Source organism: Streptomyces sp. NPDC059008, from assembly GCF_042749045.1.
Lineage (GTDB): Bacteria > Actinomycetota > Actinomycetes > Streptomycetales > Streptomycetaceae > Streptomyces.
In genome coordinates, this window is record NZ_JBHYJC010000070.1 from 1 (window position 1) to 24,923 (window position 24,923).

Genomic DNA, 24,923 nt, shown 5'->3' on the forward strand with positions numbered 1-24,923 from the left:
CTCTTTTGTTTCGGGGGGTGGGGGTGTGTTTTTTTTTTAAACCCCCCCCCCCCGCGGGCGCCCGGGGGGGGCGGCGGGGGGGCCCCCCCCCCCCCCCCCCGCCCGGTGCCGACCTCGCGCAGCCGTCAGTTGTGGCTGTGCAGGATCTCGTTGAGTCCGCCCCAGACCGCCTTGTTCGGCCGGGCCTCGACCGCACCGGTGGTGGAGTTGCGGCGGAAGAGGATGTTGTCGCCGCCGGAGAGCTCCAGGGCCTTGACGATCTGGCCGTCGGGCATGGTGACGCGGGTGCCCGCGGTCACGTACAGGCCCGCCTCGACGACGCACTCGTCGCCCAGCGCGATGCCGATGCCCGACTCGGCGCCGAGCAGGCAGCGCTCGCCGATCGAGATGATCTGCTTGCCGCCGCCGGACAGGGTGCCCATGGTCGAGGCGCCGCCGCCGATGTCGGTGCCGTCGCCGATGACCACGCCCGCGCTGATCCGGCCCTCGATCATGGAGGTGCCCAGGGTGCCGGCGTTGAAGTTGACGAAGCCCTCGTGCATGACGGTGGTACCGGCCGCGAGGTGCGCGCCCAGGCGCACCCGGTCGGCGTCCGCGATCCGCACCCCGGTGGGCGCGACGTAGTCGGTCATCCGCGGGAACTTGTCGACGCTGGTGACCTGCAGATGCTGGCCGTCGGCGCGGGCGTTGAGCCGCACCGTCTCCAGCTGGTCGACGGCCACCGGACCCAGCGAGGTCCAGGCGACGTTCGCCAACAGGCCGAAGATGCCCTCCAGGTTCTGCCCGTGCGGCTTGACCAGCCGGTGGCTGAGCAGGTGCAGGCGCAGGTAGGCGTCGTGCGCGTCCAGCGGCTTGTCGTCGAGGGAGGCGATGACCGTACGGACGGCGACGACCTCGACATCGCGGACCGGGTCGGGACCGATCGCCTTGAGGGCGGCGGCACCCAGCAGTTCGGTGGCGCGCTCGTCGTCGAGGCGCTCGGTGCCGGCCGGGCCGGGGCCCTCGGCGGTCACGGCGACCAGCTCGGGTGCCGGGAACCAGGTGTCGAGAACGGTGCCGTCGGAGGCGACGGTGGCGAGCCCGGCGGCGACGGCGCCGGTGGTACGGGCGGTACGGGAGGAAGCAGCATCGGTCATGTTCGAAACCTAACCGCAGGGCGCCCGCGGAGGCGAACCGGTCTCAGCGATCGGGCCCGTGCCGTACGGTCGCACAACGGCGTTCGTAGGGCCGCACAAGCCGCTCGGCTGCGCCCCCGGCCGCCGCCTCAGCCCAGCACTCCGGCCAATCCGGCCCGTACCGCGGCCGGTTCGAAGGGCTGGCCGGTCAGCAGGTGCTGCAGCAGCAGCCCGTCGGTGAACGCCACCACGGCCCGCGCGGTGCGCTCATCGGCGATCCGCCGTCCGAGCAGAGCCACCATCTCGTCCAGGCACTCGGCGGCGATCGGCCGTACCGCCGGATGCCGCAGCGCCGCCAGATACAGCTCGTACTCCAGCTCCACCCGCGAGCGGTCCCCCGCGAGCGTGCGCTCGACCAGCGCGGTCACCTCGTCGGCGAGCGGCGCCGTCAGGTCGATCCCGTCGACCCAGCGCGCGTAGTCGGCCAGCCACGCGCCGTTGACCTGCCGCAGCGCGGCGATCAGCAGGTCGTCGAGGGTCGCGAAGTGGTAGGTCGTCGAGCCCAGCGGCACATCCGCCGCGGCGGCCACCGCGCGGTGGCTGAGCCCGGCGATCCCCCGTTCGCCGACCACCGCGATCGCCGCGTCGATGATCCGCTGCCGGCGGCCGGGGTCGTAGCGCCGGGGCATCAGTGCGCCCCGTCGAGGTTGAGCACCACGACCCCGGCGATGACCAGGAGCACCCCGAGGATCTTGAGCGCGCTGGTGCTCTCGCCCAGGAACACCATCCCGATCGCTGCGATCACGGCCGTCCCGGCGCCGGACCAGATGGCGTACGCGGTCCCGACGCTCATGGACTTCAGCGTCTGAGCGAGCAGGGCGAACGCCAGCAGATAGCCGAGCGCGGTCCCCAGCGACGGCCACAGCCTGCTGAAGCCGTCGCTGTACTTCATCGAGGTGGTCGCCACGATCTCGGACACGATCGCGCAGGCGAGCGTCACATAGGCCATGCGTACGAGCGTACACAACGTTGCGTACGGTCGTACATATCGCGGACTCAGCCCGCCTTGGACGCCAGCCGGGCCAGGGCGCCCGCCAGCGCCTCGACGCGGGGCCGGTAGCGGGTGTTCTGGAACGCCCGGATCAGCCATCCGCCCTCCGGGTCGCGGGTCATGACGTACGTCTGCACGGAGAGCGCACGACGTCCGGGGCGGGTCCGCCTGCCCTTGAGGACCGCGCCCCGGGCATGCAGGAGGGCGACGTCCGGTGCGAGGAATTCCAGGTCGGTGATCTCCGCCCAGAGGCGGGAGCCCTTCAGCACGCCCGCGAAGAGGCCCCGGTGGCCCTCGACGACGCCCGTGCGACCGACCAGCCTGCCGCCGTAGTAGGTGAGGTAGTCCGCGCCCTCCGTGAACGAACGGCCGTATCCGTCGGCGTCGCCCCAGGCAAGGCGGTGCGCCTCGAAGCGCTCCCGTACGGCCGCCGCATCGCGCTCGTGGACCGCTGCATCCATGACTCCCCCTGACGGGTCTCGACTTCCCGATTCATTTGCATGCACGCATGCAATATATGCAGGTGTGCAAATATATGGCAAGGGGGCGGCCCCCGAAAACGGTCCCAGGGGTGCCACCCCGGAAGGTGAGTGAGATGTCCGACGAGCAGCGCGACGCCCTGCTGCGGCAGCACGCCGACAGCTACCGCAGCTATGTCACCGCCACCGTGCTGCACGGCCAGGCGGCCGCGGATGCGCTCGGCCAGCACCCCACCGATCTGTACGCGCTGCACGCGCTCGACCTCGCCGGGCCCCTCACCGCCGGCGCGCTGGCCGAACGGATCGGGCTCTCGCAGAGCGCCACCACCCGGCTCGTCGACCGCCTGGTGCGCGCCGGGCGGGCGCGGCGGACCGCCGACCCCGAGGACCGGCGGCGGGTCCTGGTCGAGCCGCTGCCGATCCCGCCGGAGGAGGACGAGGCGGCCTTCGGGCCCGCGCGCCGGCGGATGGCCGAGGTGTTCAGGGCCTTCAGCGAGGACGAGCTGCGGGTGCTCTTCCGCTACTTCGCGGCGGCGGCGCCGGCGCTGCGGGACGCCACGGCCGAGACCAAGGGGCTGCCGGCGCCCGGCGCCGGATGACCGGCCCGCCGCCACGACCTCCGGGCCGCGGCGCGCCGCTGAACGCGACAAGGCCCCGGCGTCGAGCCGGGGCCTTGCGCAAGGGAAAGATCAGACGTTGAAGCCGAGCGCGCGGAGCTGCTCGCGACCGTCGTCGGTGATCTTGTCCGGGCCCCACGGGGGCATCCAGACCCAGTTGATCTTCAGCTCGCTGACGATGCCGTCCGTGGCGGACTTCGCCTGGTCCTCGATGACGTCGGTCAGCGGGCAGGCCGCGGAGGTCAGCGTCATGTCGATGGTGGCGATGTTGGCGTCGTCGATGTGGATGCCGTAGATCAGCCCGAGGTTGACGACATCGATGCCCAGCTCGGGGTCGACGACGTCGTAGAGGGCCTCGCGGACCTCTTCCTCGGAAGCCGGCTTGGTGGTGGTCGGGCTCTCGGTCATGCGGTCTTCGCCTCCTCGGAGAGGGCCTTGGCCGTGGCGTCCTTCCAGGCCATCCAGCTCAGCAGCGCGCACTTCACGCGTGCCGGGTACTTGGAGACGCCGGCGAACGCCACCGCGTCCTCCAGCACCTCCTCCATCGCGTCGTCCGGCTCGACCTGCCCCTTGGACTGCATCAGCTCCAGGAACGTCTCCTGGATCCGCTGTGCCTCGCCCAGCTCCTTGCCGACCAGGAGGTCGTTGAGCACCGACGCGCTGGCCTGGCTGATGGAGCAGCCCTGCCCCTCGTAGGACACGTCCTCGATCGTCGCGCCGTCGAGCCGCACGCGCAGCGTGATCTCGTCACCGCACGTGGGGTTGACGTGGTGCACCTCGGCGTCGCCGTCCCGAAGACCGCGCCCATGGGGGTGCTTGTAGTGGTCCAGGATGACGTCCTGGTACATGGAATCCAGCTTCACGGCTCAGTCAGTCCCGTCCTCATCCGCTGTGCTTGGTTAACCGAAAAAGTTGCGGACGTGCTCCAGACCCTCGACCAGGGCGTCGACCTCGGCCGGCGTGGAGTACAGATAGAACGACGCTCGCGTGGTCGCAGGAATTCCGAAGCGCAGGCAGACCGGACGGGCGCAGTGGTGGCCCACCCGGACCGCGATGCCCTGTTCGTCCAGCACCTGGCCGACATCGTGCGGATGGATGTCGCCAAGGGTGAAGGAGATCGCCGCGCCGCGCTCCTCGGCCGTGCTCGGGCCGATGATGCGCAGGTCGGGGACCTCCAGCAGCCGCTTGACCGCGTACTCGGTGATCGCGTGCTCATGCGCGGCGATCTTGTCCATACCGATCGAGGTGAGGTAGTCCACGGCCGCGCCGAGGCCGACGGCCTGGGCGACCGGGGGCGTACCGGCCTCGAACTTGTGCGGCGCGGGCGCGTAGGTCGAGGAGTGCATGGACACCGTCTCGATCATCTCGCCGCCACCGAGGAACGGCGGGAGGTCCTCCAGCAGCTCCTGGCGGCCCCACAGGACGCCGATACCGGTCGGGCCGCACATCTTGTGGCCGGTGAAGGCCACGAAGTCGGCCTGCAGCGCCTGCACGTCCAGCAGCATGTGCGGGGCGGCCTGCGAGGCGTCGATGCAGACCAGCGCACCGACCTCCTGGGCCCGGCGGATGATCGTCTCGACCGGGTTGATGGTGCCCATGATGTTGGAGACCAGCGTGAAGGAGACGATCTTCGTCTTCTCGGTGATGATCTCTTCGATGTTGGACAGGTCCAGGCGGCCGTCGTCGGTGATGCCGAACCACTTCAGCTTCGCGCCGGTGCGCTGCGCGAGCAGCTGCCACGGGACGATGTTGGAGTGGTGCTCCATCTCCGTGATGACGATCTCGGTCTCGCGGTCCACCCGGTAGGGCTCTTCGGCCCAGCCGAGCATGTTCGCGACGAGGTTGAGCGACTCCGAGGCGTTCTTGGTGAAGATCACCTCGTTGCGGCTCGGCGCGTTGATGAAGGCCGCCACCTTGTCACGGGCGCCTTCGTACAGCGCCGTGGCCTCCTCCGCGAGCACATGCACGCCGCGGTGGACGTTGGCGTTGTGGCGTTCGTAGTAGGCGTTGAGGGCGTCGAGGACCTGGCGCGGCTTCTGGGAGGTCGCCGCGTTGTCCAGGTAAACGATCTTCTTCCCGTCATGGACCTGACGGTCCAGGATGGGGAAGTCCTTACGGATCGCCTCTGTGTCGAGGAGGCCCGGCAGCTGTGTCACGCGGTTGCGCCACCCTTCACATATGCCTCGTAGCCCTCGGCCTCCAGCTTGTCCGCCAGCTCCGGGCCGCCGGACTCGGCGATCCGGCCGTTGGCGAAGACGTGGACGTGGTCGGGCTTGATGTAGCGGAGAATCCGCGTGTAGTGCGTGATGAGCAGGGTGCCCACCTCGCCCGTCTCGCGGACGCGGTTGACGCCCTCGGAGACGATCCGCAGCGCGTCGACGTCCAGACCGGAGTCGGTCTCGTCGAGGATCGCGATGGCCGGCTTGAGCAGCTCCAGCTGGAGGATCTCGTGCCGCTTCTTCTCACCACCGGAGAAGCCCTCGTTGACGTTGCGCTCGGCGAACGAGGGGTCCATCTGGAGGCGCTCCATGGCTTCCTTGACCTCCTTGACCCACAGCCGCAGCTTGGGGGCCTCGCCGCGGATCGCGGTGGCGGAGGTGCGCAGGAAGTTGGAGACCGAGACACCGGGGACCTCGACCGGGTACTGCATGGCGAGGAAGACGCCGGCGCGGGCGCGCTCGTCGACGGACATCTCCAGGACGTCCTCGCCGTCGAGGGTGACGGTGCCGCCGGTGATCGTGTACTTGGGGTGACCCGCGAGGGAGTAGGCGAGGGTCGACTTGCCGGAGCCGTTGGGGCCCATGATGGCGTGCGTCTCGCCCTGCTTCACGGTCAGGTCGACGCCCTTCAGGATCTCGCGCGGGCCGTTCTCGGCCTCGACGGAGACGTGCAGGTCGTGGATCTCAAGCGTTGCCATGGGTGACTCAGGACTCCTGGGTGACGGAGACGAGCACGTCGTCCCCTTCGATCTTTACGGGGTATACGGGGACGGGGCGCGTCGCGGGAAGGCCGTTCGGCTTGCCGGTGCGCAGGTCGAAGCTCGAACCGTGCAGCCAGCACTCGATCGAGCAGTCCTCGACCTCGCCCTCCGAGAGGGAGACGTTCGCATGCGAGCAGATGTCGTTGATCGCGAACACCTCGCCCTCGGTGCGGACCAGCGAGACGGGGACGCCGTCGAGCTCCACCCGCTTGGGGGTGTCCTCCTCCAGCTCGCTGAGCGCCGCTGCGCGTACGTAGCTCATACCGCGGACGCTTCCAGCTCGGCCTCGATCTTGCTCATCAGGCGCTCCTCGACGTCCGGGAGGCCGATCTGCTGGACCAGCTCGGCGAAGAAGCCGCGCACGACCAGCCGGCGGGCCTCGTCGGCCGGGATGCCGCGGGCCATCAGGTAGAACAGCTGCTCGTCGTCGAAGCGGCCGGTCGCCGAGGCGTGTCCGGCGCCGACGATCTCACCGGTCTCGATCTCCAGGTTGGGCACCGAGTCGACCCGCGCGCCGTCCGTGAGGACGAGGTTGCGGTTGAGCTCGTAGGTGTCCGTGCCGGTCGCCGAGGCCTGGATCAGCACGTCGCCGATCCAGACGGCGTGGGCGTCCTCGCCCTGCAGCGCGCCCTTGTAGACCACGTTGGAGCGGCAGTTGGGCACCTCGTGGTCGACGAAGAGCCGGTGCTCGTGGTGCTGGCCCTGCTCGGTGAAGTACAGGCCGTAGAACTCGGCCTCGCCGCCGGGGCCCGCGTAGGTGACGCGCGGGTGGAGGCGGACGAGGTCGCCGCCGAAGGTGACGGCCACGGACTTGAAGGTGGCGTCCCGGCCGACCAGGGCGTTGTGCTGCCCGACGTGGACGGCGTGGCCGTCCCAGTCCTGGACGGAGACGACGGTCAGCTTGGCGCCGTCGCCGAGGAGGTAGTCGACGTTGGCGGCGAGCACCGCGTCACCGGTGTGGTCGATGACCACGACCGCCTCGGCGAACGCGCCGAGCTCGATGACCTGGTGGCCGAAGGCCGTACCGCCCTCGCCGTGGACGGCGATCCGGATCGGCTCGGTGAGCTGGGTCTCCTTGGGGACCGTGACCACCGACGCCTTCTCGAACGAGCTGTACGCCTGGGCGGCGACCCGGTCCACGGGCTTGCCGGCCCTGCCGACCCGCGGGTCGGCGCGGTCGACCAGCTCGTGGGTGACGCCCTCGGGCGCGGTGATGTCGATCTTCAGGTCGGGGCCGCCGGCCGTCGCGCTGCCGTCGTGCAGGCCCTTGAGGCGCGCGAGGGGCGTGAAGCGCCACTCCTCCTCGCGGCCGTGCGGCACCGGGAAGTCCGCCACGTCGTAGGACGGCGGGGCGCTCATCCGGGTGGCGACGGTGGACTCCGCGGCCACCGCGATGGAGCCGGTGGTCGTGGAACCCGCCGGGATGTTCTGAGCCTCAGCCATGGCTGTCGTAGTGCTCGCTTTCTGCGTTCAGGGAGTCAGTCGCTGCTGGGGGCCGGGCGTCAGCCGACCGCGCCTTCCATCTGCAGCTCGATCAGCCGGTTCAGCTCCAGCGCGTACTCCATCGGCAGCTCACGCGCGATCGGCTCGACGAAGCCGCGCACGATCATCGCCATGGCCTCGTCCTCGGACAGGCCACGCGCCATCAGGTAGAAGAGCTGGTCCTCGCTGACCTTGGAGACGGTCGCCTCGTGGCCCATGGACACGTCGTCCTCGCGGACGTCGACGTAGGGGTAGGTGTCCGAGCGGGAGATGGTGTCCACCAGCAGGGCGTCACACAGCACGTTGGACTTGGAGCCCGCGGCGCCCTCGCCGATCTCGACCAGACCTCGGTAGGAGGTGCGGCCGCCGCCTCGCGCCACCGACTTGGAGACGATGTTGGAGGAGGTGTTCGGCGCCATGTGGACCATCTTGGAACCGGCGTCCTGGTGCTGGCCCTCGCCCGCGAAGGCGATGGACAGGGTCTCGCCCTTGGCGTGCTCGCCCATCAGGTAGACCGCCGGGTACTTCATCGTCACCTTGGAGCCGAGGTTGCCGTCGACCCACTCCATGGTCGCGCCCTCGTAGGCGACGGCGCGCTTGGTGACCAGGTTGTAGACGTTGTTCGACCAGTTCTGGATGGTCGTGTAGCGGCAGCGGCCGCCCTTCTTGACGATGATCTCGACGACCGCGGAGTGCAGCGAGTCCGACTTGTAGATCGGCGCCGTGCAGCCCTCGACGTAGTGCACGTAGGCGTCCTCGTCGACGATGATCAGCGTCCGCTCGAACTGGCCCATGTTCTCGGTGTTGATCCGGAAGTAGGCCTGCAGCGGGATGTCGACGTGGACACCCTTGGGGACGTAGATGAACGAGCCGCCGGACCACACCGCGGTGTTCAGCGACGCGAACTTGTTGTCACCGACGGGGATGACCGTGCCGAAGTACTCCTGGAAGAGCTCCGGGTGCTCCTTGAGCGCGGTGTCGGTGTCCAGGAAGATGACGCCCTGCGCCTCCAGGTCCTCACGGATCTGGTGGTAGACGACCTCGGACTCGTACTGGGCCGCGACACCGGCGACCAGGCGCTGCTTCTCCGCCTCCGGGATGCCGAGCTTGTCGTAGGTGTTCTTGATGTCCTCGGGCAGGTCCTCCCAGGAGGCGGCCTGCTGCTCGGTGGAGCGGACGAAGTACTTGATGTTGTCGAAGTCGATGCCCGACAGGTCCGAGCCCCAGTTGGGCATGGGCTTCTTGTCGAACAGGCGCAGGCCCTTGAGGCGGAGCTTGAGCATCCACTCCGGCTCGTTCTTCTTCGCCGAGATGTCGCGGACGACGTCCTCGGAAAGACCGCGCTTCGCCGAGGCGCCGGCCGCGTCGGAGTCGGCCCAGCCGTATTCGTACTTGCCCAGGCCCTCGAGCTCAGGGTGAGCAGTCTCCGTGGGGAGCGTCATGCGGGGTTCCTCCCGGCCGTGCTTGCAGATGCTGTGGTGGTCTTTGTGGTGGTGCTGTGAGCGGGCTTGCCGGCACCGGCCTTCGGGACGAAGGTCGTGCACACCCCGTCACCGTGGGCGATGGTGGCAAGACGCTGTACGTGGGTCCCGAGCAAACGGGAGAAGACCTCGGTCTCCGCCTCGCACAGCTGCGGGTACTGCTCGGCGACGTGTGCGACCGGGCAGTGGTGCTGGCAGAGCTGTTCACCGAGCTGGGGATTGGGGGCGCTGCGCGCCGTAGCAGCGTACCCGTCCGCGGTCAACGCCTTCGCAAGGGCCTCGGTGCGGGCCTCCGGCTCGGCGCTCTCGACCGCCTCGCGGTAGCCCTCGGCCTGCGCGGCGAGCCGCGCGCGGGCGAACGCGGCGACCGCCGCCTCGCCCTTCTCGCCGCCGCCCGCGCTCTGCGCGATCCAGCGCAGCGCGTCGGAGGCGAGCTGGTCGTAGGCCTGGTCGAAGGCGTCGCGTCCGCAGTCGGTGAGGGCGAAGGCCTTGGCCGGGCGGCCGCGGCCACGCGTGCCGTAGACCCGCTTCTCGCGGGGCTCGACCACGCCCTCGGCGACCAGCGCGTCCAGATGACGGCGGACCGCGGCCTGGGTCAGCTCCAGGCGCAGCGCCAGCTCGGCCGCGGTGGACGGACCGTGGTCGAGAATGGAGCGGGCGACCCTGTTGCGGGTGCCCTGCTGTTCGTCGTGCGGCGCCGGAGCGGTCGCTCTCGGCTGCTCGGTGCGGCCGTGCGCGGAGGCATCGGGCCCGGTGGTCTGGTCGACCACGGGCTCCCGCCGATCCTCGCTCGCGTATTTCACAACGCCATTGTTGCGTAATTCGTCAAACCGGTTCAAGCCTCGTCCACACCATGGACTGGTGGCCTCTATCACTTAGGCTTACCTAATTCAAGTCCCCTCCGGGGGCCTCGAAGGGGCTCCGACCTGCGGCGGCGCGCCCCTGTCGCGGCTGGCGTGATCATGGCCGACACGGGGCCGAAAATCATGGCACCGCACACCGCCGGATTGACCACCCCGGGCCCACCGCGGCCCCCTCGGCCCCCTCGGCCCCCTGCGCCCGTCGGACCCCGGGCGCCCCACATGACGCCCGACCCCACGCCCCCTGGACGCCAAACCCCCGTTACCGGCCACCCCGTCCGTCTTCGTAGACTTCCCGGCATGCGCAGCAGCTCCCCGGGGGGCGCCCCCCGGACCCCCGGCCGAGAGCCTGCCGTCGAGATCGTCGGCCTGGTCAAGCGATACGGGACCAAGACCGCCGTGGACGGGCTCGACCTGACCGTCGCCCGCGGCGAGGTCACCGCCGTCCTCGGCCCCAACGGCGCCGGCAAGACCACCACCGTCGAGACCTGCGAGGGCTACCGCCGCCCGGACGCCGGCCAGGTCCGCGTCCTGGGCCTGGACCCGGTCGCCGACGCGGCGGCGCTGCGGCCCCGGATCGGTGTGATGCTGCAGTCCGGCGGCGTCTACGCCGGCGCCCGCGCCGAGGAGATGCTGCGGCACACCGCCACCCTGCACGCCCACCCCCTCGACGTCGGCACGCTCATCGAGCGCCTCGGCCTGGGCTCCTGCGGCCGGACGCCCTACCGGCGGCTGTCCGGCGGCCAGCAGCAGCGCCTCGCGCTGGCGATGGCCGTGGTCGGCCGCCCCGAGCTGGTCTTCCTCGACGAGCCGACGGCCGGCCTCGACCCGCAGGCCCGCCGGGCGACCTGGGACCTCGTACGGGAGCTGCGCACCGACGGCGTGAGCACCGTACTGACCACCCACTTCATGGACGAGGCCGAGCAGCTCGCCGACGATGTCGCGATCATCGACGGCGGCCGGGTCATCGCCCAGGGCAGCCCGGAGGAGCTGTGCCGCGGCGGCGCGGAGAACAGCCTGCGCTTCACCGGGCGGCCGGGGCTGGACCTCGCCTCGCTGCTCAAGGCGCTGCCCGCGGACAGCGTCGCCACCGAGCCGACCGCCGGTTCGTACCGCGTGCACGGCAAGATCGACCCGCAGCTGCTGGCCACGGTCGCCTCGTGGTGCGCACAGAACGGGGTGATGCCGGACGCGATAGCCGTCGAGCGGCACACCCTGGAGGACGTCTTCCTGGAGCTCACCGGTAAGGAGCTGCGCGCATGACCGCCACCGAGGCCGGTACCGCCACCGGCACGTTCACCCCGCGCCCCGGGGCGGCGCCGCTGCCCCGGATGATCCGCGCGCAGGCCGCCCTGGAGACCAGGATGCTGCTGCGCAACGGTGAGCAGCTGCTGCTGACCGTGGTCATCCCGACGCTGCTGCTGGTGCTGTTCTCCGCCGTCGACATCGTCGACACGGGGGCCGGCAAGGCGGTGGACTTCCTCGCGCCGGGCGTCCTCGCCCTCGCCGTGCTGTCCACCGCGTTCACCGGGCAGGCCATCGCCACCGGCTTCGAGCGCCGCTACGGCGTCCTCAAGCGGCTGGCCGCCTCCCCGCTCCCCCGCTGGGCGCTGATGGCCGCCAAGACCTGCTCGGTGCTGGTCACCGAGGTCCTGCAGATCGTGCTGCTGACCGTCATCGCCTTCGCGCTGGGCTGGTCCCCCCGGGGCAACCCGCTCGCCGTCGTGCTCCTCCTGGTGCTCGGTACGGCGGCGTTCTCCGGGCTGGGTCTGCTGATGGCCGGAACCCTGAAGGCCGAGGCGACCCTCGCCGCCGCCAACCTCGTCTTCCTCCTGCTGCTCGTCGGCGGCGGGGTGATCGTCCCGCTGGAGAAGTTCCCGGACGCCGCCCAGTCGGCGCTCGGGCTGCTGCCGATCTCCGCGCTGTCGGACGGGCTGCGCGAGGTGCTCCAGCACGGCGCCGGAGTGCCCTGGGCCGACCTCGGGATCCTCGCCGCCTGGGCGGTGCTCGGACTGGGCGCGGCGGCGCGGTTCTTCCGCTGGGAGTAGTCACCAGGTCCGGGGGAGGGACGACTCTCCCACCCCGGGCCCCTCGTACGGCGCCTTCCCCGGGGAGCCCGACTCCCCGGACCCCCTCGTGAAAACTTGCACAAGCCGCCGCCTACGATGTCTTCCGTGCCGAACACGCTGAATCCCCTTGAGCTGATCGCCCGCCGCTGGCAGCCGTCCGCGGCCTTCGTACGACGGGCCGCGCTGGCGACCGTCGTGATGGCCGTGATCATCGTCGTCACGGGCGGCGCCGTCCGGCTCTCCCAGTCCGGGCTGGGCTGCTCGACCTGGCCCAAGTGCACCCCGGAGAGCCTGACGCCGACCGCCGCGATGGGCATCAACGGCCTCATCGAGTTCGGCAACCGGATGCTGACGTATGTGCTGTGCGCGTTCGTGGGGATGTTCATCATCGCCGCCCGCGCCCGTCACCCCCGGCGCCGCTCGCTCACCCGGCTCGGCTGGGCCCAGTTCTGGATCGTCATGCTCAACGCCGTCATCGGCGGCGTCACGGTCCTGACCGGCCTGAACCCCTACATCGTCAGCTCGCACTTCCTTGCGGCCACGGGGCTGCTCACCGTCGCCGTGCTGAGCTGGAAGCGGGCGGGCGAGGGCGACGAGGAGCCGCGCGACTTGGTCGCCCGCCCGGTGCGGCAGCTGACCTGGCTGCTGGTGGCAGCGACCGCCGTGCTCACCGTCGTCGGCTCGGCCGTCACCGGCGCCGGCCCGCACGCGGGCGACGCCAAGAAGGTCCACCGCATCCCGCTGGACTGGCAGGAGATCACCCAGCTGCACGTCGACTTCGTCTACATCGTCGTCGGCCTGTCCGTGGCGCTGTGGTTCACCCTGCGCGCCGTCAAGGCCCCGGCCGCCCCGCGCCGGACGGTCCTGGAGCTGTTCGCCTGCCTCGGCGCGCAGGGCGTCATCGGCTACGTCCAGTACTTCCTGGGCCTGCCCGAGATCGTCATCGGGCTCCACATGCTGGGCTCGGCGCTGGTGTGGATCTGTGTGCTGCGGGTCTTCCTGTCGCTGCGCGACCGCGGTCCGCTCCAGGAGGACAACCCCGAAGCGCCCGCTCCCTCGGAGGAGCACGAGGCGCTCGACGCTCAGGTGGTCTCCGCACCCAGCCGGTAGACGCGGCGCGCGGTCCCGGACGCGACCATCTCCGTGATGCGCCGGCCGTCCTCGGGGCCGCACAGCCCCTCCAGGGTCCACTCCCGTACCAGGCGCTCCATGGCGCGGACGAAGAACCGGGCGCCGGTCACATACAGCTCGGGCAGCCCGCGGGCTCCCGAGGAGAACAGCAGCTTGCCGAACGGCGCCTGCGGCAGGGTCTCCTCGGGGCGGGGGCCGGCGTCGGCGTAGACATGGGCGTGGGCGGCGGCGAGCTGCGCGGCGCGGCGGTGGTGCGGGGCCGCGGGGAGCAGGACGAGATCCGAGCCGATGCCGGCGGTGGCCCGCAGGAAGGCCGCCAGGGGGCGCGGATCGGGACCGTGGAGCTGTACGGGCAGGCCGGTGGCCACCGCGCTCCACAACAGATGGCGTACGAGCGCGGGCTCGGCGAGCCGGTCGCCGGGGCGGCGGGCGCGCAGCCAGCGGTCCGCGGCGCGGCGCACCTCACCGGCCTCGGGAGCGCTGCCGTCGCAGTAGGTGGCCCCGGAGGCGAAGGCGGTGGCGTGCTGGGCCGCCGCGTAGAGGGCCTCGGCGGTGTAGCCGATGAAGGAGTCGACGCTGCCGGAGGTGTCGGCGATCTGCTCGGCGAGCGGCTCCAGCCGCACCACCTCGTGGGCGCGGGCCTCGGCGGCGGTGGCGATCTCGGTGGCCGAGGTCAGCTCGCTGGGGGTGCCGGCCTCCAGCAGGAACGTGCCGATGCCGGAGCCCCGCAGCAGCATCCGGCCGGCTTTGTAGGCGCCCACCTCGCGTCTGCGGGCCAGATAGCGGGCCGGCGGACAGTGCGGCTCCAGGCCGAGCAGCGGAGGGCACCAGCGGCGTATCGCCAGGCCGATGAGGCTGTCGAAGTAGCTGGTGCCGGCCGGTGCCGGACCGTGCGCGCCGACCGCGGCCGCCAGGTGGGTCTCGAAGGAGCCGATGCCCAGCTCGCCGTGCACCGCGCCGTGGCTGTACCCGTCGATGAGCGGTGGCTGATCCACCAGGAAGGGACGGCCGTCCATCCGCTCCTCCTCGCCGAAAGCCCACAGGGCCGGCCGAAGCGCCGTGCCCGGTGGGCTTAACGGAGGAGGAGGTGGTGAGGTAGCGGGCTCCGCTTGTGGCGTGCGCCCCTGCGCCGCCCTACGGGCCGTCAGGGGTTGGCCGGGCCGCCCACCTGGATGCCCGCCATCCGGGACCACTCGTAGGGGCCGGTGCGGACCTTGGCGGCCAGCTCGCCGTCGAAGTCGTCCTGGAGGGCGACGCCGGCCTTGGCCGCGGCCTCCTTGGCGGAGTCGAAGCTGTCCGCGACGAGGTTTCCCCACTCGCCGTTGGCCCCGACGAGGGCGATCCGGGTGCGGCCGCGGCCGATGTGCGCGAGCTGGCCCTCAGCGGTGCCGCCGTGCGACTGGGCGAAGGCGCGGATCTGCTGGGCGAGCTTCGCCGTGCGCTTGTCGGTCCTGCCGGCCTCGCCGGTGGCCGCCGCGGGCTGCTCGTCCGCCTGCTGGGTGTCTGCCATGGACAGCATGCTACCCGCCGGTAATCAGCGAAGGAAGGGATCCACAGCGACGGCGACGAACAGCAGGGAGACATAGGTGATGGACCAGTGGAACAGCCGCATCTCCTTGAGCTTGGCACCCGTGATCCCGGCCTTGGCGCGGGATTGCAGGGCGTGCGCCTCCTTGAGCCAGAAGGCGCCGCAGGCCAGCGCGACCGCGGTGTAGAACCAGCCGGTGTAGCCCAGCGGCTGCAGCAGCAGCGAGACGGCGACCATCACCCAGCTGTAGGCGACGATCTGCCGGGCCACGGCCTTGTTGCCGGCGATGACCGGCAGCATCGGCACGCCGACCCGCTCGTAGTCGTCCTTGGCCTTCATCGACAGCGGCCAGTAGTGCGGCGGCGTCCAGAAGAAGATGACGAGGAAGAGGACCAGCGCCGCCCAGGAGACCGAGTCGGTCACCGCGGACCAGCCGATGAAGACCGGCATACAGCCCGCGATGCCGCCCCAGACGATGTTCTGCGAGGTGCGCCGCTTGAGGATCATCGTGTAGACGACCACGTAGAAAAGCAGCGCCCCGAGCGACAGCATCGCCGACAGCGGGTTGACGAGGAACCAGAACCAGGCGGTGGAGCCGACCGCGAGGACGGACGCGAAGACCAGGCACTCGCGCGGCGAGACCATGCCGGTGACCAGCGGCCGCTGCGAGGTGCGGTCCATCAGCGCGTCGATGTCGCGGTCGATGTACATGTTGAAGGCGGCCGCGCCGCCGGCGGAGAGGTATCCGCCGACACAGGTCGCCAGCACCAGCCACAGGTCGGGGACGCCGCCGGCCGCCAGGAACATCACCGGGATCGTCGTCATCAGCAGCAGCTCGATGACGCGCGGCTTGGTGAGTGCCACGAACGCCTTGACACGGGCACCGGTCGGGCGGTGATCTGGGCCCCCGGGGCTCTGGGAGAGCTCCTCCATGGCCTGAACGGCAGGGGAGGCACCCCCACCCGCAGGACGGGATTCGACGGCCGTCACGCACACCCCTGGAAGTAACATCAGCGGCTCCCGCCGCGGAAGAGATAAGGCATGCAAGCCCTTCCGGCCGTGTAAACCCGGCAAAGCTTGCGCGTACCACGCCACTTTAGACGTTGGCCATACAGCGATCTTCGCGGGGGTCGGTCGTGTTGGCGCCGGGACCGCGGGGCGGGGCCGGCGGGTTTTCCCGGGTGTTCGCCCGATGTTCGGGAGGCGAAGGCGACGGGTGCCCGGCACTCTGGTCGTATGGCTGCCGGATCCGGGCCGGGAATGCCGAGGGCCCTGACGTGGTTGCCCTAAGCAACGAGCACCGCGGGCCCACCCCCCGCCGATTGAGCGTCCAGGGCGCCGAGTGAGCACCGACTGAGCGTCGAAAACACCGACTGAGCGTCGAAAAGGCGCACGCACTCACGGGGGTAGGCTCGACACCGCCTGGCGGGCATACCGTCCGCGGCATTCGACATGTGGAGAGGAGCCCTGACTCAGGGTGAGCACCAAGCCGACCACCACAGATTTCGAGTGGACCGAACTGGACCAGCGGGCGGTGGACACCGTCCGCGTTCTGGCCATGGATTCCGTGCAGAAGGTCGGTAACGGCCATCCGGGTACGGCCATGAGCCTGGCGCCGGCCGCCTATGTGCTGTTCCAGAAGCTCATGCGGCACGACCCGGCGGACGCGAACTGGACCGGCCGCGACCGGTTCGTCCTCTCCGCGGGGCACTCCAGCCTGACCCTCTACATCCAGCTCTACCTCGCCGGCTACGGCCTGGAGCTGGACGACCTCAAGGCCTTCCGCACCTGGGGCTCGAAGACCCCCGGCCACCCGGAGTACGGCCACACCACCGGCGTGGAGACCACCACCGGCCCGCTGGGCCAGGGTGTCGCCAACGCCGTCGGCATGGCGATGGCGGCCCGCTACGAGCGCGGTCTGTTCGACCCCGAGGCGGCTGCGGGCACCTCTCCGTTCGACCACACCATCTACGCCATCGCCGGTGACGGCTGCCTCCAGGAGGGCATCGCCGCCGAGGCCTCCTCCATGGCGGGCCACCAGAAGCTCGGCAACCTCGTCCTGCTGTGGGACGACAACCACATCTCCATCGAGGGCGACACCGAGACCGCGGTCTCCGAGGACACCCTCAAGCGCTACGAGGCCTACGGCTGGCACGTCCAGCGCGTCGAGCAGCTGCCCAACGGCGACCTGGACCCCGCGGGTCTGGCCAGGGCCCTCGAGGCCGCCAAGGCCGAGACCGGGCGCCCGTCGTTCATCGCGGCCCGCTCGATCATCGCCTGGCCGGCCCCCAACGCCCAGAACACCGAGGCCGCGCACGGCTCGGCGCTGGGCGAGGAGGAGGTCGCGGCCACCAAGCGCGTCCTGGGCTTCGACCCCGAGCAGCACTTCGAGGTCTCCGACGAGGTGCTCGCGCACACCCGCGCCGCCCTCGACCGCGGCCGCGACGCCAAGAAGGAGTGGGAGAAGTCCTTCGCCGCCTGGCGCACCGCCAACCCGGAGCGCGCCGCGGAGTTCGACCGGATCGCCGCGGGCGAGCTGCCCGAGGGCTGGGAGGACCACCTCCCGGCGTTCGAGACCGGCAAGTCCGTCGCCACCCGTGCCGCGTCCGGCAAGGTGCTGCACGCGCTCGGCGCGGTGATCCCGGAGCTGTGGGGCGGCTCGGCCGACCTGGCCGGCTCGAACAACACCACGATCGACAAGACCTCCTCGTTCCTCCCGGCGGACAACCCGCTGCCGGAGGCCGACCCCTACGGCCGCACGATCCACTTCGGCATCCGCGAGCACTCCATGGCCGCGGAGATGAACGGCATCGCGCTGCACGGCAACACCCGCATCTACGGCGGCACCTTCCTGGTGTTCTCCGACTACATGCGCAACGCCGTCCGGCTGTCGGCCCTGATGCACCTGCCGGTGACGTACGTGTGGACGCACGACTCCATCGGTCTGGGCGAGGACGGCCCGACGCACCAGCCGATCGAGCACCTGGCCTCGCTGCGCGCCATCCCGGGGCTGAACATCGTCCGCCCGGCCGACGCCAACGAGACCGCCATCGCCTGGCGCGAGATCCTCAAGCGCCACACCAAGGAGTTCGGCGTGGGCGCCCCGCACGGCCTCGCGCTGACCCGCCAGGGCGTGCCGACGTACCCGGCCAACGAGGACGCCGCCAAGGGCGGTTACGTCCTGTTCGAGGCCGCCGGCCCCGACGGGCAGAGCGCCGCGCCGCAGGTCGTGCTGATCGGCACCGGCTCCGAGGTGCAGCTCGCCGTCGAGGCGCGCGAGCAGCTGCAGGCCGAGGGCGTGCCCACCCGCGTGGTGTCGATGCCGTCGGTGGAGTGGTTCGACCAGCAGGACCAGGCCTACCGCGCCAGCGTGCTGCCGCCGTCCGTCAAGGCCCGTGTCGCCGTCGAAGCCGGCATCGGTCTGACCTGGCACCGCTTCGTCGGTGACGCCGGACGCATCGTGTCGCTGGAGCACTTCGGCGCCTCGGCCGACGGCAAGGTCCTCTTCCGCGAGTTCGGCTTCACCGCCGACGCGGTCGCCGCCGCCGCGCGCGACTCCCTGGCCTCGGCCGCGGAGCTCGAAGCCGCCGCGCGCTGACGCCCGTACACAACCAGTAGGAGATGCAAGAACCCATGACAGACGCACTCAAGCGGCTCTCCGACGAAGGCGTCGCCATCTGGCTGGACGACCTGTCGCGCAAGCGCATCACGTCCGGCAACCTCGCCGAGCTGATCGACCAGCAGCACGTCGTCGGTGTCACGACGAACCCGTCGATCTTCCAGAAGGCGATCTCCTCGGGTGACGGCTACGAGCAGCAGGTCAAGGACCTCGCCGCCCGTAAGGTCACCGTCGACGAGGCCATCCGCATGATCACGACGGCGGACGTCCGGGACGCCGCCGACATCCTGCGGCCGGTCTTCGACGCCACCGGCGGCCAGGACGGCCGGGTCTCCATCGAGGTCGACCCGCGCCTGGCGCACAAGACCGTGCCGACGATCGCCGAGGCCAAGCAGCTGGCGTGGCTGGTGGACCGCCCGAACACGCTGATCAAGATCCCGGCCACCAAGGCGGGCCTGCCGGCGATCACCGAGGTCATCGGCCTCGGCATCAGCGTCAACGTCACGCTGATCTTCTCGCTGGAGCGCTACCGCGAGGTGATGGACGCCTACCTGGCCGGTCTGGAGAAGGCCAAGGCCGCGGGGCTGGACCTGTCCCTGATCCGCTCGGTGGCGTCGTTCTTCGTGTCCCGTGTGGACAGCGAGATCGACAAGCGCCTGGAGAAGCTGGGCACGCAGGAGGCCAAGGCGCTCAAGGGCAAGGCCGCGCTGGCCAACGCCCGCCTGGCCTACCAGGCGTACGAGGAGGTGTTCGGCTCTGCCGACGACTCGACACAGTCCTCGGACCGCTGGGCCGCCCTGGACAAGGCCGGCGCCAACAAGCAGCGACCGCTGTGGGCCTCGACCGGCGTCAAGGACCCCGATTACAAGGTCACCTTGTACGTCGACGAGCTGGTCGCCCCCGGCACGGTCAACACCATGCCGGAGGCCACGCTGGAGGCCACCGCGGCCCGCGGTGAGATCACCGGCGACACCGTGCGCGGCGCCTACGGGGCCGCCAAGGCCGACCTCGACGCGATCGCGCAGCTCGGGATCAGCTACGACGACGTCGTGCAGCTCCTGGAGGACGAGGGCGTGGAGAAGTTCGAGGCGTCCTGGAACGACCTGCTCAAGTCCACTGAGGCGGAGCTCAAGCGCCTCGCTCCCTCGGAGGGCTGATCTCCCTTGTCTGGTTCACACGGAGCCAACCCGCTTCGTGACGCCGCGGACCGACGGCTCCCGCGTATCGCGGGGCCGTCGGGCCTGGTCATCTTCGGCGTCACGGGCGATTTGTCCCGTAAGAAGCTGATGCCTGCCGTCTACGACCTGGCCAACCGCGGACTGCTCCCGCCGGGTTTCTCGCTCATCGGGTTCGCCCGCCGCGAGTGGGAGAACGAGGACTTCGCGCAGGAGGTGTACGAGGCGGTCAAGCAGCACGCGCGTACGCCGTTCCGCGAGGAGGTCTGGCAGCAGCTGGTCCAGGGCTGCCGCTTCGTCCAGGGCAACTTCGACGACGACGAGGCCTTCGAGACGCTCAAGGAGACCATCGAGGAGCTCGACAAGGCGCAGGGCACCGGCGGCAACTTCGCCTTCTACCTGTCCGTGCCGCCGAAGTTCTTCCCCAAGGTCGTCCAGCAGCTCAAGAAGCACGGGCTGGCCGACCAGAAGGAGGACTCCTGGCGCCGCGCCGTCATCGAGAAGCCCTTCGGCCACGACCTGGAGAGCGCTCAGGAGCTCAACCGGATCGTCCACGAGGTCTTCCCGCCCAACGAGGTCTTCCGGATCGACCACTACCTGGGCAAGGAGACGGTCCAGAACATCCTGGCGCTGCGGTTCGCCAACACGATGTTCGAGCCGCTGTGGAACCGCGGCTATGTCGACCACGTCCAGATCACGATGGCCGAGGACATCGGCATCGGCGGCCGGGCCGGCTACTACGACGGCATCGGCGCGGCCCGCGACGTCATCCAGAACCACCTCCTGCAGCTGCTCGCGCTGACCGCGATGGAGGAGCCCGCCTCCTTCGACGCGGACGCGCTGGTCGCGGAGAAGACCAAGGTGCTGGGCGCCGTCCGGCTGCCCAAGGACCTCGGCAAGGAGACCGTGCGCGCACAGTACGCGGCGGGCTGGCAGGGCGGCGAGAAGGCCGTCGGCTACCTCCAGGAAGAGGGCATCGACCCCAAGTCGAAGACCGACACCTACGCCGCGATCAAGCTGTCGATCGACAACCGCCGCTGGGCGGGCGTCCCCTTCTACCTGCGCACCGGCAAGCGGCTGGGCCGCCGGGTCACCGAGATCGCGGTGGTCTTCCAGCGCGCTCCGCACTCCCCCTTCGACCACACCGCCACCGAGGAGCTGGGGCAGAACGCCCTGGTCATCCGGGTGCAGCCGGACGAGGGCGTGACCGTGCGGTTCGGCTCCAAGGTTCCGGGCACCTCGATGGAGGTGCGGGACGTGTCGATGGACTTCGCGTACGGCGAGTCCTTCACGGAGTCCAGCCCGGAGGCCTACGAACGGCTGATCCTCGATGTGCTGCTGGGTGACGCCAACCTCTTCCCGCGGCTGGAGGAGGTCGAGCAGTCCTGGCGCATCCTCGACCCGATCGAGACGTACTGGGACAAGCACGGCAAGCCCGCGCAGTACCCGGCGGGCACCTGGGGCCCCATCGAGGCAGACGAAATGCTCGCACGAGACGGACGGAGCTGGCGTCGGCCATGAAGATCGATCTGACGGAAACCACGGCCAGCAAGATCAACAAGGCGTTGGTCGAGGGCCGTCGCGCGGTCGGCACCCCTGCCATCGGCATGGTGCTCACCCTCGTCATCGTCACCGACGAGGAGAACGCCTACGACGCCCTCAAGGCGGCCAACGAGGCGTCCCGTGAGCACCCCTCGCGCACCCTCGTCGTCATCAAGCGGGTCAGCCGGTCGCCGCGCGACCGGGCCAAGGCCCGCCTGGACGCCGAGGTGCGGGTCGGCACGGACGCCGGCACCGGCGAGACGGTGATACTGCGGCTCTACGGCGAGGCGATCGACCACGCCCAGTCCGTGGTGCTGCCGCTGCTGCTGCCGGACGCCCCGGTCGTGGTCTGGTGGGCGGTCAACGCCCCGCTCGACCCCGCCAAGGACCCGCTCGGTGCGCTGGCCCAGCGCCGGGTCACCGACGCCTACGCCGCCGAGCAGCCCGTACGGGAGCTGACCGCTCGCGCGGAGACGTACACCCCCGGCGACACGGACCTGTCCTGGACCCGTATCACCCCGTGGCGCTCGATGCTGGCGGCGGCGCTCGACCAGGCCCCGTGCACGGTCACCTCGGCCGAGGTCGAGGGCGAGGAGTTCAACCCCAGCTGCGAGCTGCTCGCCATGTGGCTGGCCAGCAGGCTGAACGTCCCGGTCACCCGCAAGGTGTCGGCCGGCCCCGGCCTCACGGCCGTACGCATGGAGTCCAGCGCCGGATCGATCGTGCTGGACCGCCCGGACGGCTCGCTGGCCACGCTCTCCATGCGCAACCAGCCGGACCGCGCGGTGGCGCTCAAGCGGCGGGAGACCTCCGAGCTGCTCGCCGAGGAGCTGCGCCGGCTCGACCCGGACGACATCTACGCCGGCGCGCTGAAGTTCGGTGTGGACCGGCTCGGTGACGCGTCGGACGGGCAGCCCGCGGCCGGGGACCCGGAGCCGGACGCCGGCGAGGCCGCCGCGGACAAGCCGGCGGCGAAGAAGGCGACCGCCAAGCCCGCCAAGAAGGCGGCCGCCAAGTGAGTGCTCCGCAGGTCGTCGTCCACCGCGACAAGGAGCTGATGGCCAAGGCCGCGGCGGCCCGGCTGATCACGAAGATCGTGGACGCCCAGGCCACCCGCGGCTTCGCCTCCGTGGTCCTGACCGGTGGGCGCAACGGCAACGGGCTGCTCGCGGCCCTCGCCGAGGCGCCCGCCCGGGACGCGGTGGACTGGTCGCGGCTCCATCTGTGGTGGGGGGACGAGCGGTTGCTGCCGGACGGCGATCCCGAGCGCAACCACACCCAGGCCCGCGAGGTGCTGCTGGACAGCGTCCCGCTGGACCCGGCCCGGGTGCACCCGATGCCCGCGTCCGACGGCCCGTACGGCAACGACGCCGACGCCGCCGCCGAGGCGTACGCGGCCGAACTCGCCGCCACGGCGGCCCATGAGACCGCCTCGCCGCCGGCCGGCGCCGGGGGCGGCCCGGTACCGACCTTCGACGTCCTGCTGCTGGGCGTCGGCCCGGACACCCATGTCGCCTCGCTCTTCCCCGAACTGCCGGGCGTACGGGAGACGGAGCGGACGGTGGTCGGTGTGCACGGCGCGCCGAAGCCGCCGCCCACCCGTGTCTCGCTCACCCTGCCCGCGATCCGCACGGCGCGGGAGGTCTGGCTGCTGGCGGCCGGCGAGGACAAGGCCAACGCCGTGGCCATGGCGCTCTCCGGCGCCGGTGAGGTCCAGGCCCCGGCGGCCGGCGCCCGGGGCCGCAGCCGGACCCTGTGGCTCCTGGACGAGGCGGCGGCCACCCGGCTGCCGCGCGGGCTCTACCCGCCGGCCTCGGCCTGAGAGGCATCTCCCGCCGGTAAGGGCCCCACACCTTCAGGTGTGGGGCCCTTACTCATCCAGCAACCATCAATGGAGCCAAAAGGCTGCTCAACGGCCGCGCAGCTCGCGGTACTTGGCGACCAGGCCGGCCGTCGAGGCGTCCAGGCCCGGCACCTCGGCGCCCTCGGTCAGGGCCGGCTCGACCCGCTTGGCGAGGACCTTGCCGAGCTCCACGCCCCACTGGTCGAAGGAGTCGATGTTCCAGACCGCGCCCTGCACGAACACCTTGTGCTCGTAGAGCGCGATCAGCTGGCCCAGCACGGACGGGCTGAGCTCCTTGGCCAGGATCGTGGTGGTGGGGCGGTTGCCCTGGAAGGTCTTGTGCGGCACCAGTTCCTCGGCCACGCCCTCGGCGCGCACCTCGTCCGGCGTCTTGCCGAACGCCAGCGCCTGGCCCTGCGCGAAGAGGTTGGCCATCAGCAGGTCGTGCTGGGCGACCAGGCCCGGCAGGAGGTCCTCGACGGGCTGCGCGAAGCCGATGAAGTCCGCCGGGATCATCTTCGTGCCCTGGTGGAGCAGCTGGTAGTAGGCGTGCTGGCCGTTCGTGCCGGGCGTACCCCAGACGACGGGGCCGGTCTGCCAGCCGACCCGATTGCCCTCGCGGTCCACGGACTTGCCGTTGGACTCCATGTCCAGCTGCTGCAGATAGGCGGTGAACTTGGACAGGTAGTGGCTGTAGGGCAGCACCGCATGCGACTGGGCGTCGAAGAAGTTGCCGTACCAGATGCCGAGCAGGCCCAGCAGCAGCGGGGCGTTCTCCTCCGGCGGGGCGGCGGCGAAGTGCTCGTCGACGAGGTGGAAGCCCGCCAGCATCTCGCGGAACCGCTCCTTGCCGATGGCGATCATCAGCGACAGACCGATCGCGGAGTCGTAGGAGTAGCGGCCGCCGACCCAGTCCCAGAACTCGAACATGTTGTCCGTGTTGATGCCGAACTCCGCCACCTTCTCGGCGTTGGTCGACAGCGCCACGAAGTGCTTGGCGACGGCCTCCCCGCCGGCCCGCAGGCCGGTCAGCAGCCAGTCGCGGGCCGAGGTGGCGTTCGTGATCGTCTCGATGGTGGTGAAGGTCTTCGAGGCGATGATGAACAGCGTCTCGGCGGGGTCCAGATCGCGCACCGCCTCGTGCAGATCGGCACCGTCCACATTGGAGACGAAGCGGAACTGCATGTCCCGGTGGGTGTAGGCGCGCAGCGCCTCGTACGCCATCGCCGGGCCCAGGTCCGAGCCGCCGATGCCGATGTTGACGACGGTCTTGATGCGCTTGCCGGTGTGGCCCTTCCAGTCGCCCGAGCGGACCCGGTCGGAGAAGGTGCCCATCTTCGTCAGGACGGACTGCACCGCGGGAACGACGTTCTCGCCGTCGCTCTTGATGACCGCCGAGCCCGGCGCGCGCAGCGCGGTGTGCAGCACGGAGCGCCGCTCGGTGATGTTGATCTTGTCGCCGCGGAACATCGCGTCCCGCAGACCGGCCACGCCCCGCGCCGCGGCCAGTTCCCGCAGCAGTCGCAGGGTCTCGTCGGTGACCAGGTGCTTGGAGTAGTCCAGGTGCAGATCGCCGACCTGGAGGGTGTAGCGCTCGGCGCGCGCGGGATCCCGCTCGAACAGCTCGCGCAGATGCACCTCCCCCAGCTGCTCGCGGTGCTTGCTCAACGCGGTCCACTCAGGCGTCTGGTCGAGCCTGCTGCGGCCTTCTGCGTTCATCTCGGACATCAGCCTTCTTCTTCTCGTAGCGGCCCCGCCACCCCCCAACCTAATTGATCAGCGCGCGATGGGGGCATCTCCCGCTCGAGCGAAGCCGAGAGTGGGGGAAGGTATCTGTCCGCCGTCCGACAGGACGCTGTCGGGGGTCTGAAGAACGGGTGGCGGCGACGGCCGACGGCGCCGGGGAGTTGGGCCCTCACAGACGCGGCCGGCCCGGCCGGAGGGCGTGTCC

General features: G+C 70.6%; 25 protein-coding genes. 9 read left to right on the plus strand and 16 right to left on the minus strand.

Annotation, left to right across the window (positions count from 1 at the left end; all coding sequences use genetic code 11):
* Positions 1–125: 125 nt before the first annotated feature.
* The 4 genes from dapD to ACFWZH_RS37275 form a co-directional block, all read right to left on the minus strand.
* Positions 126–1,136 carry a 2,3,4,5-tetrahydropyridine-2,6-dicarboxylate N-succinyltransferase gene (gene dapD, locus ACFWZH_RS37260; RefSeq protein ID WP_384442170.1) on the minus strand — a complete coding sequence of 337 codons (1,011 nt, stop codon included), beginning with the start codon at positions 1,134–1,136 and terminating at the stop codon, positions 126–128.
* A gap of 128 nt (positions 1,137–1,264) precedes the next feature.
* Positions 1,265–1,804 (minus strand): TetR/AcrR family transcriptional regulator, encoded by a 540-nt coding sequence (locus ACFWZH_RS37265; protein WP_384442173.1) that lies wholly within the window; start codon positions 1,802–1,804, stop codon positions 1,265–1,267.
* Positions 1,804–2,124, minus strand: coding sequence for a DMT family transporter (locus ACFWZH_RS37270; protein WP_384442176.1), 321 nt, complete (start codon positions 2,122–2,124; stop codon positions 1,804–1,806). The genes ACFWZH_RS37265 and ACFWZH_RS37270 overlap by 1 nt, the downstream gene beginning before the upstream one ends.
* 47 nt (positions 2,125–2,171) lie before the next feature.
* Positions 2,172–2,627 carry an SgcJ/EcaC family oxidoreductase gene (locus ACFWZH_RS37275; protein ID WP_384442179.1) on the minus strand — a complete coding sequence of 152 codons (456 nt, stop codon included), beginning with the start codon at positions 2,625–2,627 and terminating at the stop codon, positions 2,172–2,174.
* A 134-nt stretch (positions 2,628–2,761) separates the two neighbouring features.
* Between ACFWZH_RS37275 and ACFWZH_RS37280 the strand changes: the two genes are divergently transcribed.
* On the plus strand, positions 2,762–3,244 hold the full coding sequence (locus ACFWZH_RS37280) for a MarR family winged helix-turn-helix transcriptional regulator (protein WP_384442182.1): 483 nt from the start codon (positions 2,762–2,764) through the stop codon (positions 3,242–3,244).
* Between the two features lie 90 nt (positions 3,245–3,334).
* On the opposite strand, the gene ACFWZH_RS37285 is transcribed toward ACFWZH_RS37280, so the two are convergent.
* From ACFWZH_RS37285 to ACFWZH_RS37320, 8 genes are read right to left on the minus strand one after another with little or no spacing between them, the layout of a single operon-like run.
* Positions 3,335–3,670 (minus strand): metal-sulfur cluster assembly factor, encoded by a 336-nt coding sequence (locus ACFWZH_RS37285; RefSeq protein ID WP_384442185.1) that lies wholly within the window; start codon positions 3,668–3,670, stop codon positions 3,335–3,337.
* Positions 3,667–4,125, minus strand: a complete 459-nt coding sequence (sufU, locus tag ACFWZH_RS37290) for a Fe-S cluster assembly sulfur transfer protein SufU (protein WP_384442188.1) — start codon at positions 4,123–4,125, stop codon at positions 3,667–3,669. The genes ACFWZH_RS37285 and sufU overlap by 4 nt, the downstream gene beginning before the upstream one ends.
* 36 nt (positions 4,126–4,161) lie before the next feature.
* On the minus strand, positions 4,162–5,418 hold the full coding sequence (locus ACFWZH_RS37295; protein WP_384442191.1) for a cysteine desulfurase: 1,257 nt from the start codon (positions 5,416–5,418) through the stop codon (positions 4,162–4,164).
* Positions 5,415–6,179, minus strand: coding sequence for a Fe-S cluster assembly ATPase SufC (gene sufC, locus ACFWZH_RS37300; protein WP_384442194.1), 765 nt, complete (start codon positions 6,177–6,179; stop codon positions 5,415–5,417). The genes ACFWZH_RS37295 and sufC overlap by 4 nt, the downstream gene beginning before the upstream one ends.
* Positions 6,180–6,186: 7 nt before the next feature.
* Positions 6,187–6,504 carry a non-heme iron oxygenase ferredoxin subunit gene (locus ACFWZH_RS37305; protein WP_362916621.1) on the minus strand — a complete coding sequence of 106 codons (318 nt, stop codon included), beginning with the start codon at positions 6,502–6,504 and terminating at the stop codon, positions 6,187–6,189.
* Positions 6,501–7,685, minus strand: a complete 1,185-nt coding sequence (gene sufD, locus ACFWZH_RS37310) for a Fe-S cluster assembly protein SufD (RefSeq protein ID WP_384442197.1) — start codon at positions 7,683–7,685, stop codon at positions 6,501–6,503. Before sufD ends, ACFWZH_RS37305 begins: the two co-directional genes overlap by 4 nt.
* Positions 7,686–7,744: 59 nt before the next feature.
* Positions 7,745–9,166, minus strand: coding sequence for a Fe-S cluster assembly protein SufB (gene sufB, locus ACFWZH_RS37315; protein WP_384442200.1), 1,422 nt, complete (start codon positions 9,164–9,166; stop codon positions 7,745–7,747).
* Positions 9,163–10,008, minus strand: coding sequence for a helix-turn-helix transcriptional regulator (locus ACFWZH_RS37320; RefSeq protein WP_384442203.1), 846 nt, complete (start codon positions 10,006–10,008; stop codon positions 9,163–9,165). The genes sufB and ACFWZH_RS37320 overlap by 4 nt, the downstream gene beginning before the upstream one ends.
* A gap of 357 nt (positions 10,009–10,365) precedes the next feature.
* Here ACFWZH_RS37320 and ACFWZH_RS37325 point away from each other — a divergent pair, with 357 nt between their 5' ends.
* The 3 genes from ACFWZH_RS37325 (at position 10,366) to ACFWZH_RS37335 (ending at position 13,244) form a co-directional block, all read left to right on the plus strand.
* Positions 10,366–11,328: an ABC transporter ATP-binding protein gene (locus tag ACFWZH_RS37325; RefSeq protein ID WP_384442206.1), complete on the plus strand. Its 963-nt coding sequence runs from the start codon at positions 10,366–10,368 to the stop codon at positions 11,326–11,328.
* A complete protein-coding gene (locus ACFWZH_RS37330) occupies positions 11,325–12,113 on the plus strand; it encodes an ABC transporter permease (protein WP_384442209.1) in 789 nt (262 codons plus the stop codon). The genes ACFWZH_RS37325 and ACFWZH_RS37330 overlap by 4 nt, the downstream gene beginning before the upstream one ends.
* Positions 12,114–12,239: 126 nt before the next feature.
* Positions 12,240–13,244 (plus strand): heme A synthase, encoded by a 1,005-nt coding sequence (locus ACFWZH_RS37335; protein ID WP_384442212.1) that lies wholly within the window; start codon positions 12,240–12,242, stop codon positions 13,242–13,244.
* Here the strand turns inward: ACFWZH_RS37335 and ACFWZH_RS37340 are convergent.
* The 3 genes from ACFWZH_RS37340 to ACFWZH_RS37350 all read right to left on the minus strand — a co-directional run bounded on the left by ACFWZH_RS37340 (position 13,217) and on the right by ACFWZH_RS37350 (position 15,783).
* Entirely contained in the window at positions 13,217–14,281 is a 1,065-nt protein-coding gene (locus ACFWZH_RS37340; RefSeq protein ID WP_384442215.1) for an amidohydrolase, read from the minus strand. The genes ACFWZH_RS37335 and ACFWZH_RS37340 overlap by 28 nt on opposite strands.
* A 128-nt stretch (positions 14,282–14,409) precedes the next feature.
* Positions 14,410–14,784, minus strand: coding sequence for a hypothetical protein (locus ACFWZH_RS37345; RefSeq protein WP_384442218.1), 375 nt, complete (start codon positions 14,782–14,784; stop codon positions 14,410–14,412).
* Between the two features lie 15 nt (positions 14,785–14,799).
* Positions 14,800–15,783: a heme o synthase gene (locus tag ACFWZH_RS37350; RefSeq protein ID WP_384442221.1), complete on the minus strand. Its 984-nt coding sequence runs from the start codon at positions 15,781–15,783 to the stop codon at positions 14,800–14,802.
* Between the two features lie 487 nt (positions 15,784–16,270).
* On the opposite strand from ACFWZH_RS37350, the gene tkt reads away from it, so the two are divergent.
* Genes tkt through pgl form a run of 5 tightly spaced genes read left to right on the plus strand, consistent with a single transcriptional unit; the run spans position 16,271 to position 22,951 of the window.
* The gene (gene tkt, locus ACFWZH_RS37355; protein WP_384442224.1) at positions 16,271–18,391 is read left to right on the plus strand and encodes a transketolase; all 2,121 of its coding nucleotides are present in this window, start codon (positions 16,271–16,273) and stop codon (positions 18,389–18,391) included.
* Positions 18,392–18,426: 35 nt separating this feature from the next.
* Positions 18,427–19,569, plus strand: a complete 1,143-nt coding sequence (gene tal / locus ACFWZH_RS37360; RefSeq protein ID WP_384442227.1) for a transaldolase — start codon at positions 18,427–18,429, stop codon at positions 19,567–19,569.
* A gap of 6 nt (positions 19,570–19,575) precedes the next feature.
* Complete coding sequence (gene zwf, locus ACFWZH_RS37365) at positions 19,576–21,108, plus strand: glucose-6-phosphate dehydrogenase (protein WP_384442230.1); 1,533 nt, start codon at positions 19,576–19,578, stop codon at positions 21,106–21,108.
* Positions 21,105–22,148, plus strand: coding sequence for a glucose-6-phosphate dehydrogenase assembly protein OpcA (opcA, locus tag ACFWZH_RS37370; protein WP_384442233.1), 1,044 nt, complete (start codon positions 21,105–21,107; stop codon positions 22,146–22,148). The genes zwf and opcA overlap by 4 nt, the downstream gene beginning before the upstream one ends.
* Positions 22,145–22,951 (plus strand): 6-phosphogluconolactonase, encoded by an 807-nt coding sequence (pgl, locus tag ACFWZH_RS37375; RefSeq protein WP_384442236.1) that lies wholly within the window; start codon positions 22,145–22,147, stop codon positions 22,949–22,951. Before opcA ends, pgl begins: the two co-directional genes overlap by 4 nt.
* An 87-nt stretch (positions 22,952–23,038) precedes the next feature.
* Here pgl and pgi read toward each other — a convergent pair whose 3' ends face one another.
* Complete coding sequence (pgi, locus tag ACFWZH_RS37380) at positions 23,039–24,691, minus strand: glucose-6-phosphate isomerase (protein WP_384442239.1); 1,653 nt, start codon at positions 24,689–24,691, stop codon at positions 23,039–23,041.
* Positions 24,692–24,923 lie beyond the last annotated feature (232 nt).